Source organism: Streptomyces sp. NPDC008079 (assembly GCF_042957385.1).
Taxonomy (GTDB): Bacteria; Actinomycetota; Actinomycetes; order Streptomycetales; family Streptomycetaceae; genus Actinacidiphila.
Genome location: NZ_JBIBIC010000007.1, coordinates 304928 through 319276, shown reverse-complemented (window position 1 = coordinate 319276; position 14349 = coordinate 304928). Strand labels below are relative to the sequence as shown.

14 protein-coding genes are annotated in these 14349 nt (G+C 71.8%); 6 read left to right on the top strand and 8 right to left on the bottom strand.

Features of this window, described 5'->3' with window-relative positions; genetic code table 11:
- The first annotated feature begins 126 nt into the window (after nt 1–126).
- The gene (locus ACFZAM_RS18135) at nt 127–867 is read left to right on the top strand and encodes a helix-turn-helix domain-containing protein (protein ID WP_355343033.1); all 741 of its coding nucleotides are present in this window, start codon (nt 127–129) and stop codon (nt 865–867) included.
- Between the two features lie 493 nt (nt 868–1360).
- Entirely contained in the window at nt 1361–2155 is a 795-nt protein-coding gene (locus tag ACFZAM_RS18130; protein WP_355343036.1) for a S16 family serine protease, read from the top strand.
- Between the two features lie 7 nt (nt 2156–2162).
- Here the strand turns inward: ACFZAM_RS18130 and ACFZAM_RS18125 are convergent, their stop codons facing one another.
- The 7 genes from ACFZAM_RS18125 to ACFZAM_RS18095 all read right to left on the bottom strand — a co-directional run bounded on the left by ACFZAM_RS18125 (nt 2163) and on the right by ACFZAM_RS18095 (nt 8766).
- Nucleotides 2163–3488 carry an MFS transporter gene (locus tag ACFZAM_RS18125; RefSeq protein WP_355343039.1) on the bottom strand — a complete coding sequence of 442 codons (1326 nt, stop codon included), beginning with the start codon at nt 3486–3488 and terminating at the stop codon, nt 2163–2165.
- A gap of 176 nt (nt 3489–3664) precedes the next feature.
- Complete coding sequence (locus tag ACFZAM_RS18120; RefSeq protein ID WP_188284047.1) at nt 3665–4276, bottom strand: helix-turn-helix domain-containing protein; 612 nt, start codon at nt 4274–4276, stop codon at nt 3665–3667.
- Nucleotides 4277–4406: 130 nt separating this feature from the next.
- Nucleotides 4407–5378 (bottom strand): glycine betaine ABC transporter substrate-binding protein, encoded by a 972-nt coding sequence (locus ACFZAM_RS18115; protein WP_391047138.1) that lies wholly within the window; start codon nt 5376–5378, stop codon nt 4407–4409.
- Nucleotides 5375–6322: an ABC transporter permease subunit gene (locus ACFZAM_RS18110; RefSeq protein WP_391047137.1), complete on the bottom strand. Its 948-nt coding sequence runs from the start codon at nt 6320–6322 to the stop codon at nt 5375–5377. The genes ACFZAM_RS18115 and ACFZAM_RS18110 overlap by 4 nt, the downstream gene beginning before the upstream one ends.
- The gene (locus tag ACFZAM_RS18105) at nt 6319–7614 is read right to left on the bottom strand and encodes a betaine/proline/choline family ABC transporter ATP-binding protein (RefSeq protein ID WP_391047134.1); all 1296 of its coding nucleotides are present in this window, start codon (nt 7612–7614) and stop codon (nt 6319–6321) included. Before ACFZAM_RS18105 ends, ACFZAM_RS18110 begins: the two co-directional genes overlap by 4 nt.
- Nucleotides 7607–8254: an ABC transporter permease gene (locus ACFZAM_RS18100; protein WP_355343051.1), complete on the bottom strand. Its 648-nt coding sequence runs from the start codon at nt 8252–8254 to the stop codon at nt 7607–7609. The genes ACFZAM_RS18105 and ACFZAM_RS18100 overlap by 8 nt, the downstream gene beginning before the upstream one ends.
- Before the next feature lie 41 nt (nt 8255–8295).
- Nucleotides 8296–8766, bottom strand: a complete 471-nt coding sequence (locus ACFZAM_RS18095; RefSeq protein ID WP_093716663.1) for an Lrp/AsnC family transcriptional regulator — start codon at nt 8764–8766, stop codon at nt 8296–8298.
- A 124-nt stretch (nt 8767–8890) separates the two neighbouring features.
- Between ACFZAM_RS18095 and hppD the strand changes: the two genes are divergently transcribed.
- The gene (gene hppD, locus ACFZAM_RS18090; protein WP_355343054.1) at nt 8891–10006 is read left to right on the top strand and encodes a 4-hydroxyphenylpyruvate dioxygenase; all 1116 of its coding nucleotides are present in this window, start codon (nt 8891–8893) and stop codon (nt 10004–10006) included.
- 67 nt (nt 10007–10073) lie between these two features.
- Nucleotides 10074–11444, top strand: coding sequence for an FAD-linked oxidase C-terminal domain-containing protein (locus ACFZAM_RS18085; RefSeq protein ID WP_355343057.1), 1371 nt, complete (start codon nt 10074–10076; stop codon nt 11442–11444).
- 25 nt (nt 11445–11469) lie between these two features.
- Here ACFZAM_RS18085 and ACFZAM_RS18080 read toward each other — a convergent pair whose 3' ends face one another.
- The gene (locus ACFZAM_RS18080) at nt 11470–11949 is read right to left on the bottom strand and encodes an SsgA family sporulation/cell division regulator (protein ID WP_355343286.1); all 480 of its coding nucleotides are present in this window, start codon (nt 11947–11949) and stop codon (nt 11470–11472) included.
- Nucleotides 11950–12268: 319 nt separating this feature from the next.
- Here ACFZAM_RS18080 and ACFZAM_RS18075 point away from each other — a divergent pair, with 319 nt between their 5' ends.
- A complete protein-coding gene (locus ACFZAM_RS18075) occupies nt 12269–13456 on the top strand; it encodes an RDD family protein (RefSeq protein ID WP_391047130.1) in 1188 nt (395 codons plus the stop codon).
- 117 nt (nt 13457–13573) lie between these two features.
- A complete protein-coding gene (locus ACFZAM_RS18070) occupies nt 13574–14335 on the top strand; it encodes an RDD family protein (RefSeq protein WP_391047128.1) in 762 nt (253 codons plus the stop codon).
- Nucleotides 14336–14349 lie beyond the last annotated feature (14 nt).

Below are 14349 nucleotides of genomic sequence, written 5' to 3'. Positions count from 1 at the left end.
CCGTGGCAGTGCAGCCGCGGAGCGCAGCCGGTATGACGACTACCGGCGGCCTCTCCGCGCACTGCCGCGGGACCGGCAGTGCGTTACCGCCGTGGAGATGGCCGCCGCCTACGAGGAGGGGGCGTCGTGACCGCGGAGACGTCTCAAACGCTTGACCGGGGCCTGCGGGTTCTCAAGCTGCTCGCCGACACCGACCACGGCCTGACGGTGACCGAGCTGGCCGCCAAACTCGGTGTGAACCGGACGGTGGTCTACCGCTTGCTGGCCACGCTGGAGCAGCATTCGCTGGTCCGCCGTGACCTCGGCGGCCGGGCGCGCGTCGGACTGGGCGTGCTCGGTCTGGCCCACCAGGTGCACCCGCTGCTGCGCGAGGCCGCACTGCCCGCGTTGCGCTCGCTCGCCGAGGAGATCGGGGCGACCGCCCACCTGACCCTCGTCGACGGCAGCGAGGCGCTGGCCGTCGCCGTCGTGGAGCCGACCTGGACCGACTACCACGTGGCCTATCGCACCGGCTTCCGGCACCCGCTGGACCGCGGGGCCGCGGGGCGCGCCATTCTCGCCGGGCGGGGCATGCAGCCGACGCCCGACGGGTCGCGCTGGGAGCGGTTCGTCGAGGAGGAGTCCCTGGGCGCCCGCCCGGCCGAGGGGCCGCCCGCCGCCCATACCGTCACCGCCACCGAGCCGGTCCGGTACGTCCTCACCCACGGCGAGCTGGAGGCCGGTGCCAGCGGGGCCGCCGCGCCCCTCCTGGGCGTCCCCGGCATCGAGGGGAGCGTCGGCGTCGTCATGCTCGCCGACTCGGTCCCCGAGAGGGTCGGTGCGCGCGTCGTGGAGGCCGCCACGGAGGTCGCCGACGCCCTGCGCTAGGGCGCTGAGCCTCCCCACAAGGGTGCGCCCCCAGGCCCCCGGGCCCGTGGCGGGTCCTTTGCCGGGACGCCGGCTACGCGTCTTCACGGGCCCGGCCCAAGGGGGCTCCTTTGCCGGGACGCCGCTACGCGTTTTGGGCTGCTGCCCCGGGGCGGTTGTTTTGCTGGGGGCGGTGGGCCGTGTTTTTGGGGCGCGGGCTGCCGCGGGTCACCGCCGGTCCCGGCGGGGCTGTTCGGGTGGGTCCGGGCCACCGGCCGGTGGTGGGTTACTCGCGCAGTTCCTCGCGCCCCTGAGGGGGCGCTGGTCGTGCGTGCGGGTAGCTGGGGCCCGGCCCCGGGGCGGTTGCTTTGCCGGGGGCGGCGGGGCGGTTCGGTTGGGTCCGGGCCACCGGCCGGTGGTGGGTTGCTCGCGCAGTTCCTCGCGCCCCTGGCGGGGCGCTGGTCGTGCGGGGGCGTGGCCGCGAGGGCGGGGGGTGTGAAATAGGGTCGGCGGCATGCGTAGAAGCAGCGTCTCCCGGCGGACCGTGACTCTGGCCGTCTGCGGAGCAGTCACGGCCGGGCTGCTGGCCGTCGCGGCCCTCGCCCCGCTCCCGATCTCGATCGTGGAGCCGGGGCTGACGGCGAACGTGCTGGGGGCGGACCAGGGGACGCAGGTGATCACGGTGAGCGGGACACCGGTGCGCAGGACGAGCGGGCAACTGCGGATGGTGACGATCCAGGCGACGTCACCGGACGCCTCGGTGCACGTCACCGACGTGCTGAAGGCGTGGTTCAAGAAGGACCAGGCGGCGATGCCGCGCGACTCGGTCTACCCCACCGGCGGCTCGGTGAAGGAGATCGAGAAGGCGAACCGCAAGGAGATGACCGACTCGCAGGACGCGGCGACGACGGCCGCGCTCAAGCACCTCGGGCTCTCACCGTCCAAGGTGAAGGTCGATCTCCAGCTCGCCGACGTCGGCGGCCCCAGCGCCGGGCTGCTCTTCGCACTCGGCATCATCGACAAGATCAACGGCGACGGCCACGGCGGCGACCTCACCGGCGGCCGGACCATCGCGGGCACCGGGACCATCGACGCCTCGGGCAAGGTCGGCGCGGTCGGCGGGGTGCCGCTGAAGGAGCAGGCCGCCCGCCGCGACGGCGCGACCGTCTTCCTCGTACCGCGCGGCGAGTGCTCCGACGCCAAGGCGGAGCTGCCCGACGGGCTCAGGCTGGTCCCGGTCAACGACCTGGATGGCGCGCTGGCGGCCCTGGCCGCCCTGGACAAGGGTGGAAAGCTGCCGACCTGCTAGACGGCCGCTAGACCGACGCCCGCGCGGCGCCCGGCGACACGGCGGGCTCGTCGCCGGGCTCGTCGTTCCAGTGCCGGAAGGCGGGCAGGACGAGCGGGCTCAGCGTCGTGAGCAGATAGACGGCGCTGACGGTGGCCATGGCGGTGCGCAGGCCCGCGTACTGGACGAGGAAGCCGCCGAGCAGGCCGCCCAGCGGCACGGCGACCAGGACGCCGGAGGTGACGGCGCCGAAGACGCGGCTGCGCAGCCGCTCGGGGACCAGGCGGACCATCTCGGTGCCGATCATCGGGTTCAGGACCCCGGCGGCCAGCCCGCACACCGCGCAGGTGACCAGGAGCGGGGTCAGACCGGGCACGAAGGCGGCCACGGCCGTCCGGGGGAAGCCGCTGATGAGGAACGCGCCGATGTAGAGGCCGCGTTGCGACACCCGGTGGCCGACGACGCCGTACGTCAGCGAGCCGATCAGCGCGCCGCCGCCGAAGGTCCCGGCGACCAGGCCGACGCTCACCGAACCGCCCAGGTGCTCGCGGGCGTCCACCGGCAGCAGCACCGCCGACCACGCCTGGTCCAGCGCGTTGGTCACCATCACCATCACCACGATGGCGAACAGCAGCCGCGCGGCCACCAAGTAGGCGAATCCCTCGCGCAGTTCGGCCCGGTAACTGCCGGCGGACTCCTTCGGCGGCTCCGGCGCCTCCGCCGGCGTCCGGTCCCGTACCCCGATCCCGATCAGCACCGCGGACACCGCGAAGGTCGCCGCGTCGACCAGCAGCGTATTGGTGGCGCCCATCACCGAGATGAGCACGCCAGCCAGCGGGGCGCCGAGCATACGGGCGCCGCGCGACGCGCCCTCGTACGCGCTCGACGCCCGCGCCACGGTGGTGTCGGCGCGTGCGGCGAGCCGGGGCATCAGCACCTCGCGGGCGGTCTCGCCGGGGGCGTGGAAGAGGCCGCTGACGCCGACGAGCGCGAGCAGTTCCCAGTAGCGCAACCCGACGGTCAGATGCAGCAGCGGTACGGCCGCCATGGCCGCCGCGCACACCACGTCCGACACGACGCTCGTGACCGCGTAGCCGAGCCGGTCGATCAGCGGGCCGCCCAGGATCGCGGCGAGCACGACCGGCAGGGTGGCCGCGAAGGCGACCAGACCGGCCCGCGCCGGGCTCCCGGTGGTCTCCAGCACGAACCACGGGACGGCGACGACGGTGAGCATGTTCCCGGCGATCGAGACCACGTTGGCGGCCAGCAGCACCCCCAGCGGGCGCCGGTCGCGGGCCGGTCCCGACCCGTCGGGCCGGTGGTGGGCGTGCGGTATCGCGGTGCGTGCGGGCATGGCGAATTCCCCCGTGACGATGGGTCGTTGATACGGAGTGACGGAGCTACGGAATTACGGGCCGGTACGGACAGGGAGGCGGTACGGACAGAGAGCCGGTACGGGTACGAGTACGGATACGGATACGGATACGGCTGCGCGTGCGGTGACGGCGCGCGCGGCGCGGGGGAGCGGGGTCAGTCGGACGCGATCGGGAACTCGTGGAACTGCACCCGGACCCGCTCACCCTCCGGCCCGTCCGTCTCCCGCTCGCGGAAGGACTCCACGAGCGCGTGTACCCGCTCGCTCAGCTCCACCGCGTCCTGCGGCGTGAGGCGCAGCGTGAAGCGGCTGGAGTCCCACGCCTCCTGCCAGACCTTCGGCCAGGTGTGCATCGTGCTCATCCAGGTCGCCACCTGCTCGGCGCTGCTGGTGGCGTGCTCGACCAGGAAGGTGCTCATCGCGGCGCGCACCTCGGGGTCGGGGTGGCGGACGAACTCCCCGATGCTGTCGAAGCGTTGGCCCCGGTGCACCGCCTTCCACCAGCGCTCGCGCGCGGTGCCGCGGCCGGGGTCGTCCTCGACCAGGCCGAACGAGGCGAGCTGGCGCAGGTGGTAGCTGGTCGCACCGCTGGACTCGCCGAGCCGGTCGGCCAGTTGGGAGGCCGTGGCGGGGCCGCGGTCGCGCAGCGCGGCCAGCAGCCGCATCCGCAGCGGGTGGGCGAGGCCGCGCAGCGACCTGGCGTCGAGGGTCAGCAGATCCTCGTCCGAGATCGGGCCGATCGGCACCGCGTCCTTCTTGTCCGTCATGGACACCACCTTAAGCGCGTGCAAAGCACCTTTGCAACGCTCTTTTGCAAAACAGCTTTGCATCCACCCCGGAGCCGTACGCCCGAGCCGTACCCCGCGAGCCGTACCCCCCGAGCCCCGCAGGGCCCCCTCACCCGTTCTTGATGAAGCCCTCCGCGATCAGCCACTTCTTCGCCACGTCGTGCGGGTCCTGCCCGTCCACGTCCACCTGGGCGTTCAGCTTCTGCGCGACCGCCGTGTCCAGCTTGGCGCTGATCGGGTCGAGGAGCTTGGCGATGGCCGGGTACTTCTTGAACGCCTTGCTGTAGATGACGGGCGCCGCGTTGTAGTTGGGGAAGAAGTGCTTGTCGTCCTCCATGACGGTCAGGTGCATCGACTGGATGCGGCCGTCGGTGGTGTACACCTCGCCCAGCAGGCAGGAACCGCTCTTGTTCACCTGGGTGTAGATGATCCCCGCGTCCATCTTCTGGATCCGCGAGCTGGGGATGTCCATGTCGTACGCCTTCATCATGCCGGGCAGCCCGTCCTGCCGGGAGGCGAACTCGTTCTCCACGCACAGCGTCACGGCCTTGGGGTCCTTCTTCGCCAGCGCGGCCACGTCGGAGAGCGTCTTGAGGTGGTACTTCGCGTTGTTGCGCTGGCTGACGGCGAGCGAGTACGTGTTGTTCAGCGTCGACGGCGGCAGCCAGGTCAGGCCGTTCTTCAGGTCCGCGTCGTGCACGGCCTCCCACTGCGCCTGGGGGTTCTTGATGGGTTCCGTGTGCCCCAGATACGTGATCCAGGCGGTGCCGGTGTACTCGTACATCGCGTCCGCCTGACCGGACTTGACCGCCTCGCGGGCGCCGATCGAGCCGGTGATGTTCGTCCGGTCCAGCACGCTCGCGCCCGCCGCCTTGAAGGCGAGGCCGATCATCTCGCCCAGGATGATGTTCTCGCTGAAGTTCTTGGACGTGATCACCAGGTGGGCGCCCTTGAGGGGTTCGCCCTGCCCGATCGAGCCCGGTTTGACGTTGTCCACCAGCGGGCTGCCGCTGGTCAGCCCGCAGGACGCCAGCAGGGCGGCGCCGCAGAGCGCCACGAGCCCCGTACGCCGCCGCGTCACACCGTCACCTCCAGGCCGCGGGGGCGCATCAACTGCTCGGCGACCGAGGCCAGCCAGTCCACGAACAGCGCGAGCACCACCGTCAGCACCGAGCCGAGGATCAGCACCGGCATCCGCTGGTTGACGATGCCGGAGGTGATCAGGTCGCCGAGGCCGCCGCCCCCGCCGAAGGTGGCCAGCGTGGCGGTGCCGACGTTGAGCACCAGCGCGGTCCGCACGCCCGCGAGGATCAGCGGTACGGCGAGCGGCAGTTCGACCTTGGCGAGCACACCGGGCGCCGACATGCCGATGCCGCGCGCGGCCTCCACCAGCGTCGGGTCGATGGCCTTGAGCCCCGCGACGGTGTTGGAGAGCACCGGCAGCACCGCGTAGGCCACGATGCCGATGATCGCGGTGCGGGCGCCGATGCCCAGCCAGATCACCAGCAGCGCCAGCAGGCCGATCGCCGGGGTGGCCTGGCCGATGTTGGCGAGCGCGGTCACGAACGGCGCGACCCTGCGCAGCCGCCGCCGGGTCAGCGCGATGCCGACGGGGATGGCGATCACCAGCACCCAGAAGGTGGAGATCGCGGTCAGCTTCACGTGCTGCCAGAGCCGGAGCTGCACATTGCCGTCGTCGAGCGAATTCTTCTCGATCGCGTCCAGGTGGATGTTGGTGATCCACAGATACGTGGCGAGCAGCACGGCGGCCAGCACGACCGGGGTGAACACCAGCTTCCGCCAGGTCAGTTTGGGCTTCGGCCTGGTCGCGGCGGGCGCGGGCCCGCCCTCGTGCTCCTCGTGCTCCGTACCGCCGTCGTCGTCGCGGAAGGCCAGGCCGCGCACGTCGTGCTCGCCGGGGGGACGGCGCTCCCCGGCGTCGCGGGTGTCCCGGCCCGACGGGTGGGACCGGCCGCCGTCGGCGCGGCTGGCCCCCGTCGCGCGGTCCGGGCTGTCCGGGCTCATGACGCCGGCTCCGCGCCCGCCGCGCCCTCCTGCTCGGCGCGTGCCCGCTCCTCCTCGTGCCCCTGCCCGGCCTGCGACTCGGCCAGTTCGTGCTGGTGCTCCATCGCGGTCAGCCGGTCGGCCTCCAGCATCTCCTGCACCGAGTTCATCAGCGTCTCCATGTCGACCACGCCCACGAATTCGCCGCGCCGCCCGGTCACCGCCACCCGCCCGCCGCTGTCGGTCAGCACCGCCTCCAGCGCGTCCCGCAGCGTCGCGTCCCGCGTCACCGTGTCGTGCACGATCGTGCCCGCCCGCGCCAACGACCCCTTGGCGCGCATCAGATCGCCGCGCCGCAGCCACTTGTACGGGCGCCGCCGCCGGTCGAGCAGCAGCAGTTCGTTGTGCTGGCTGGTGCGCAGCCGCTCGAAGATCGACTGCAACGGCTCGTCGACGCCCGCCGCGGGGAATTCGGCGATGCCGACATCGCGCACGCGGGTGAGATTGAGCCGCTTGAGCGCCGCACCGGCGCCGACGAAGCCGGACACGAAGTCGTCGGCCGGGTTGGTGAGAATGGCCTCCGGCGTGTCGAACTGGGCGATGTGCGAGTGCTCGCGGAGCACCGCGATCCGGTCGCCCAGCTTGATCGCCTCGTCGAAGTCGTGCGTGACGAAGACGATCGTCTTGTGCAACTCGTGCTGGAGCCTGATCAGTTCGTCCTGGAGGTGGTCGCGGGTGATCGGGTCGACCGCGCCGAACGGCTCGTCCATCAGCAGCACCGGCGGGTCGGCCGCCAACGCCCGTGCCACGCCCACGCGTTGCTGCTGTCCGCCGGAGAGCTGGCGCGGGTAGCGGCCGTGGAACTCCCGCGGGTCCAGGCCCACCAGGTCGAGCATCTCCTCGACCCGGTCCTTGACCCGCGACTTGCTCCAGCCGACCATCTTCGGCACCAGCGCGATGTTCTCCGCGACCGTCATGTGCGGGAAGAGACCGGACGACTGGATGGCGTACCCGACCTTGCGGCGCAGCTTGACCGGGTCGATCGCGGTGACGTCCTCGTCGTTGATCCTGATCCGCCCGGACGACGGCTCGATCAGCCGGTTGATCATCTTCAGCGTGGTGGACTTGCCGCAGCCGGAAGGGCCCACGAAGATCACCGTCTCACCGGCCTTGATCTCCATGCTGACGCTGTCCACGGCCGGGTCCTGGCTGCCCGGATAGCGCTTGGTCAGGTTCTCCAGCTCGATGGTGGCGCCCGCCACCCCGGCGGGCGCCGGCTGCTCCCGGTCCTGCGGTGACCACTGCTCAGACACGGATCCCCCTCGGAATGGTCAGACGGCCGATGCCCACGTACGCGGCGTCGAAGAGCAGCGCGAGGACGATGATGCCGAGCGTGCCGGACAGCACCTCGTTGAGCGCGTTGGCGCTGCCCAGCGACGCGATGCCGCGGAAGATCTCGTTGCCGAGGCCGGGGCCCGAGGCGTACGCGGCCACCGCCGCGATACCCATCAGCATCTGGGTGGCGACCCGGATACCGGTCAGGATCGGCGGCCAGGCCAGCGGCAGCTCCACCCGCAGCAGCCGGGCCACCCGCGACATGCCGATGCCCTTGGCCGCGTCCACCAGCGCCGGGTCCACACCGCGCAGCCCGACGATGGAGTTGCGGACGACCGGCAGCAGCCCGTACAGCGTCAGCGCGGTCACCGTCGGCGGCACGCCCAGGCCCAGGACCGGGATCAGCAGACCGATCAGGGCCAGCGACGGGATGGTGAGGATGGTCGCGGTCGAGGTGACCGCGAGATTGCCCGCCCAGTCGCTGCGGTAGGTCAGGACACCGATCAGGACGCCGATCACGGTCGCGAGCACCATGCACTGGAACACGGCGCTGGCGTGCTGGAAGGCGTCGGTGAGCAGTTGCTGGTGCCGGTTGGAGAGGTACTGCCAGAAGCTCACCGCGCCGCCACCTCCCCGTCTCCTTCGACCGCGTGGCGCGTCTACGTGTCGCGCGCCGCCTGCTCCACCAGCGGGATGATCCGCAGCGGGACCGGGTTCTCCATGACGATGGCCGTGGCGGCCCGGACAATCCCATCAAAGCCGACAACGCGGTCGATCACCCGCTGGAGATCGGCGTTGGAACGGGCCACCAGACGGCAGAGCATGTCGCCCTGACCGGTCGTGGTGTGCAGCTCCAGCACCTCCGGCACAGTGGTCAAGTGCGCCCGTACGTCGGCCCCTTGGCCCTGCTTGATCTCCAGCGTGGCGAACGCCGTCACCGGATAGCCGAGCGCCGCCGGGTCCACCTGCGGGCCGAAGCCGCGGATCACCCCATTGGCCCTCAGCCGGTCGAGCCGGGCCTGCACCGTGCCGCGCGCCACCCCCAGCCGCCGGGACGCCTCCAGCACGCCGATCCGCGGCTCCCGGTCCAGCAGCGTGATCAGCCGCCCGTCCAGCGCGTCGATCCCCATACCCCGCCGCCTTCCGTGGTCATGCTGCACAGATTGACCCGTCGATCCTCGCTTCCGCTGTGCAGACTGTCCACTGAAATCCGGAACTATTGCGCACCCTGACAAGCGGCGGGACGCTTTTGTCATGACTGAGACCCAGGATGCTTTCCCGGTAAAGGGCATGGACGCCGTCGTCTTCGCCGTGGGCAACGCCAAACAGGCCGCGCACTACTACTCCACCGCTTTCGGCATGCGCCGCGTCGCCTACTCGGGACCCGAGAACGGCAGCCGCGAGACCGCCTCCTACGTCCTGGAGTCGGGCGGCGCGCGCTTCGTGTTCACCTCCGTCATCAAGCCCGCCACCGACCACGGCCGCTTCCTGGCCGACCACGTCGCCGCCCACGGCGACGGCGTCGTCGACCTCGCCCTGGAGGTCCCGGACGCGCGCGCCGCGTACGCGTACGCCGTCGAGCACGGCGCCACCGGCCTCACCGAGCCGTACGAGCTGAAGGACGACCACGGCACCGTCGTGCTCGCCGCCATCGCCACGTACGGCCAGACCCGGCACACCCTGGTCGACCGCACCGGCTACGACGGCCCCTACATGCCGGGCTTCGTCGCCGCCGAGCCGGTGGTCGAGCCCCCGGCGCGGCGCTTCTTCCAGGCCATCGACCACTGCGTCGGCAATGTCGAACTCGGCCGGATGAACGAGTGGGTGGCCTTCTACAACCGGGTCATGGGCTTCACCAACATGAAGGAATTCGTCGGCGACGACATCGCCACCGAGTACTCGGCGCTGATGTCCAAGGTCGTGGCCGACGGCACGCTCAAGGTGAAGTTCCCGCTCAACGAGCCGGCCGTCGCCAAGAAGAAGTCCCAGATCGACGAGTACCTGGAGTTCTACGGCGGCCCCGGCGTCCAGCACATCGCGCTGGCCACCAACGACATCGTCGCCTCCGTACGCGCCATGCGCGCCGCCGGTGTCGAATTCCTCGACACCCCCGACTCCTACTACGACACCCTCGGCGAATGGGCGGGCGAGACCCGCGTCCCCGTCGAGACACTGCGCGAACTCAAGCTCCTCGTGGACCGCGACGAGGACGGCTACCTGCTCCAGATCTTCACCAAGCCGGTCCAGGACCGCCCGACCGTCTTCTTCGAGATGATCGAGCGCCACGGCTCCATGGGCTTCGGCAAGGGCAACTTCAAGGCCCTGTTCGAGGCGATCGAGCGGGAGCAGGAGCTGCGCGGCAACCTCTGATCTCACCCTGTGGTCTCGTGGGGGTCCCGCCCTTGAGGGCGGGGCCCCGGCCTGTCAGGGTGAACACATGCACGATGAACTGATCACCGCACTGCGCGGCGGCCTGCCGCCGGAGGCGGTACTGACCGACCCCGACGTCGTCGCGGCGTACTCCCAGGACATGGCGAGCTTCTCCGCCGTCGGCACCCCGGCGGCGGTCGTGCTGCCCCGCAGCACCGAGGACGTGCAGCACGTCATGCGGACCGCGACCGCGCACCGGGCGCCGGTCGTACCGCAGGGGGCGCGGACCGGGCTGTCCGGCGGCGCCAACGCCATGGACGGCTGCATCGTGCTCTCGCTGGTGAAGATGGACCGCATCCTGGAGATCGACACGGTCGACCGGATCGCCGTGGTCGAACCGGGCGTCGTCAACGCCGTGCTGTCCAGGGCGGTCGGCGAGCACGGCCTGTCCTACCCGCCGGACCCGTCGAGCTGGGAACAGTGCACGATCGGCGGCAACATCGGCACCGGCGCGGGCGGCCTGTGCTGCGTGAAGTACGGGGTGACGGCCGAGTACGTCCTCGGCCTCGAGGTGGTGCTGGCCGACGGGCGGCTGCTGACCACCGGGCGGCGCACCGCCAAGGGCGTGGCGGGATACGACCTCACGCGGCTCTTCGTCGGCTCCGAGGGCACCCTCGGCATCGTCGTGAAGGCGGTCCTCGCGCTGCGGCCCGCACCGCCGCGCCAGCTCGCCATGGTCGCCGAATTCCCGTCGGCCGCCGCGGCCTGCGCCGCCGTCTGCTCGATCATGGAGAGCGGCCATGTGCCGTCGCTGCTGGAGCTGATGGACGGCACGACCATCCGCGCGGTCAACGCGATGGCGAACATGGGCCTGCCCGAGACCACCGAGGCCATGCTGCTCGCCGCCTTCGACACCGCCGACCCGGCCGCCGACCTCGCCGCGGTCGGCGAGCTGTGCACGGCGGCGGGCGCCACCGACGTGGTGCCCGCGGAGGACAGCGCCGAGTCCGAGATGCTGCTCCAGGCGCGCCGCCTGTCACTGACGGCGCTGGAGACCATCTCGACGGCCATGATGATCGACGACGTGTGCGTACCGCGCGCGAAGCTCGGCGAGATGCTGGACGGCGTCGCGGACATCTCGGCCAAGTTCGGCCTGACGATCGGGGTGTGCGCGCACGCGGGCGACGGCAACACCCACCCCGTGGTCTGCTTCGACGCGCACGACCCCGACGAGGCCCTGCGGGCCCGCGAGTCCTTCGACGAGATCATGGCGCTCGGTCTCGCGCTCGGCGGCACCATCACCGGCGAGCACGGCGTCGGCCTGCTCAAGAAGGACTGGCTGGCCCGCGAACTCGGCCCCACCGGCGTCGAGTTGCAGCGCGGCGTGAAGGCCGTCTTCGACCCGCTCGGGCTGCTGAATCCGGGCAAGCTGTTCTGAGGGCCGCGCCGGGCGTGCCCGGCCCTCACGCCCCCGCGTCCGGCGTCTCGTCCTTCCCCGACCACGGATCGCTCAGCCATAGCTCGTCCCGCGTGGTCGGGGCGAGCAACCGGCTGAGACCGTCGTCCATGCCGAGCTGCTCGTGCTCGGTGCCCGGCGGCACCACCCGCAGCGTCCGCTCCAGCCAGGCCGCGACCGGCGACGAGGGCGCCTCCAGCAGCGCGTTGCCGTCGGGGGAGCTGAGGGCCAGACAGATCACGCTGCGGCCGTTGACCTTCGTCGGCCAGATCCGCACGTCACCGTGACCGCACGGCCTGAACACCCCCTCCACGATCAGCTCGCGGGCGAAGGTCCAGTTCACGGGGGCGTCGGAGCCCACGTGGAAAGTGATGTGCACGGCAAAGGGATCATCCGTGCGATAGGCCAGCCTGGCGGGTACGGGGATGCTCCGCTCCGGCGACAGCACTAGCTGCATTTCCAGTTCGCGTTCCACCACGGTGTGCATCGACTCGACATCCTTTCCTCGGCGCGGCAGCCCCATTTCGCGTTCCGCGTGTTCCGCGGTGTCTTCGGTGACGCGCAGCGGGTGCTGCGCCGGGGCCTGCACCAGGAGAGAGCGCGTACCACTCCAACCATTACGCGGGTTCGCGGGATTCGGTTCAAATTTCCTGAAGCACGGGCACGAGGGGGCGCGTACGGGTAAAGACAAGTACGCCCTCCGAAGCCGGGCGGTGCGGGGAACGGCGGTCACGCCGGGCCCGCGCGTCTGGTAGATGTGGACGTCACAAACCCCCCAGACCGAGCAGATACGGATTCCGTGAACCATGAGCGCACCCACTTCTGGCTCCTCCGGTTCCTCCTCCGCGTCCCCGGCCCCGGGCTACTACCCTGACCCCTCGGTCCCGAACTACATCCGCTACTGGAACGGCTCCACCTGGGTGCCGGGTACGAGCCGGCCCGCGCCCGCCGCGGGTGAGGCGCCGGTTCCGTCCCCGTCCCCTTCTTCTTCCCCTCCGCCCGCCCCGGCGATGGACGAGTCCGGGCCAATGTTCCTCGACGAGGACCCGGGGGCGCCGCACTCCGACTTCGGTACGCCGGCGCCCGCTGCGGCCCCGGCGTCCGCCCCGGAGCCCGCTCCTTCCTGGCCCCGGCCCGCCGGGCAGGAGCCCGGCGCCGAGCCGCCGCGGATCTCCTGGGGCGCCGCGGGCACGGCCGCCGCGCCGGGCGTGCCCGCGCAGCAGTCGCCGCCCGCCGCCGAGCGGCCCCAGCCGCGGACACCGCCCCACCAGCCGCAGGTCCACGCCCAGCCTCAACCGCACGCCCAGCCGCAGCCGCAGGCCGCCCCCCAGCCCCAGCCGCAGCCGCAGGCCCAGCCGCAACCTCAACCGCAGGCCGCGCCCTGGGCGCAGCAGGTGCACCATCTGGCCCGGCAGTCGGCGGGGGAGCAGGAGCGGCCCGCGGGCGAGGAGCGCCCGGCGCCGTGGCGGCCCCCGGCCGGTGACCCGTTCCTGAGCATGATCTCGGCGCAGGGGCGGCCGGGCGCGCTGGTGCGGCGGTTCGCGGCGCGCGTGCTCGACACGGTGCTGTTCTGCGCGGTGACCGCCGCCGCGGCCGTACCGCTGGGCACGGCCGCGTACCACCACATCCACACGAAGGTGGACGACGCGAAGCAGAGCGGCGAGACCGTGAAGGTGTGGCTGATCGACGGCACGACGGGCCTGGAGCTGGCCGTGGTGCTGCTGGTGGCGGTCCTGGCGGGCCTGCTGCTCGAAGTGCTGCCGACCGTCAAGTGGGGGCGCACGCTGGGCAAGAAGCTGGTGGGCCTGCGGGTGCTGGACGTCGAGGCGCAGATCCCGCCGGCCTTCGGCCCGAGCCTTCGCCGCTGGCTGACCCACACCGTGCTGGACGTCCTGGTCGTCGGCGTCGTCGGCCTCGCCTGGTGCCTCTTCGACCGCCCGTGGCGCCAGTGCTGGCACGACAAGGCCGCGCGGACGTTCGTGGCGGCCGACTGAGGTCACGTCCGGGGGCGGGTCGTACGTCCGCGCCGATGCCGTACGTCCGGGGCGGCGCCGTACTCCGAACGGAGTCCGCAGCGGGCGGGCGGCCGGTGTCCGGGTTTGACTCGGGACATGAGTACCGATCAGCCAGCGCCCGGTTCCCCCCAGGACCCCTTCGCCAAGCCGCCAGGCGACCAGGCCGGCGGCCCGTACAACGGCGCCCAGGGCACCCCGCCGCCGGGCAATCCGTACGGCGGCGACCCGTACGGCGGCGGTCCCGCCACTCCGGGCGGCCCCGGCGGCTCCGACAACCCCTACGGCGGCGGTCCCGGCGGCCCGGCGAATCCGTACGGCGGCGGCGGTCCCGGCGGTCCGGGAAACCCGTACGGCGGCGGTCCTGGCGGTCCCGGCGGGCCTGGTGACCCCAACAACCCCTACGGCGGCGCCCCGCAGGACCCGCTGGCCGGGATGCCGCCGCTGGCGGACGGCGGCAAGCGCGTGCTGGCCCGCGTGATCGACGTGATCATCGTGCTGATCCCGGCCGGTCTGCTGGACTGGGCGGCGGGCGGCACCGACAACTTCAGCAGCGGCAAGTCGGCGGTCGGCGGCGCCTTCTTCGCGGTGCTCGGCTTCCTCTACGAGTGGTTCATGACCCGGTCCACCGGCCAGACGGTGGGCAAGAAGCTGATGAAGCTGCGCGTGGCGATGCTGGAGAACGGCAGCGTGCCCACCTCCGCGGCGGCGGGGCTGCGCGCGCTCGTGCTGTGGCTGCCCGCCTTCTGCTGCAGCTGCGTCTGGTTCGTGATCCTCGGCATCACGGTGCTGTTCGACAAGCCGTACAAGCAGGGGCTCCATGACAAGGCCGCTAAGACGGTGGTCGTCCAGACCGCCTGACGGGCCGGCGGCCG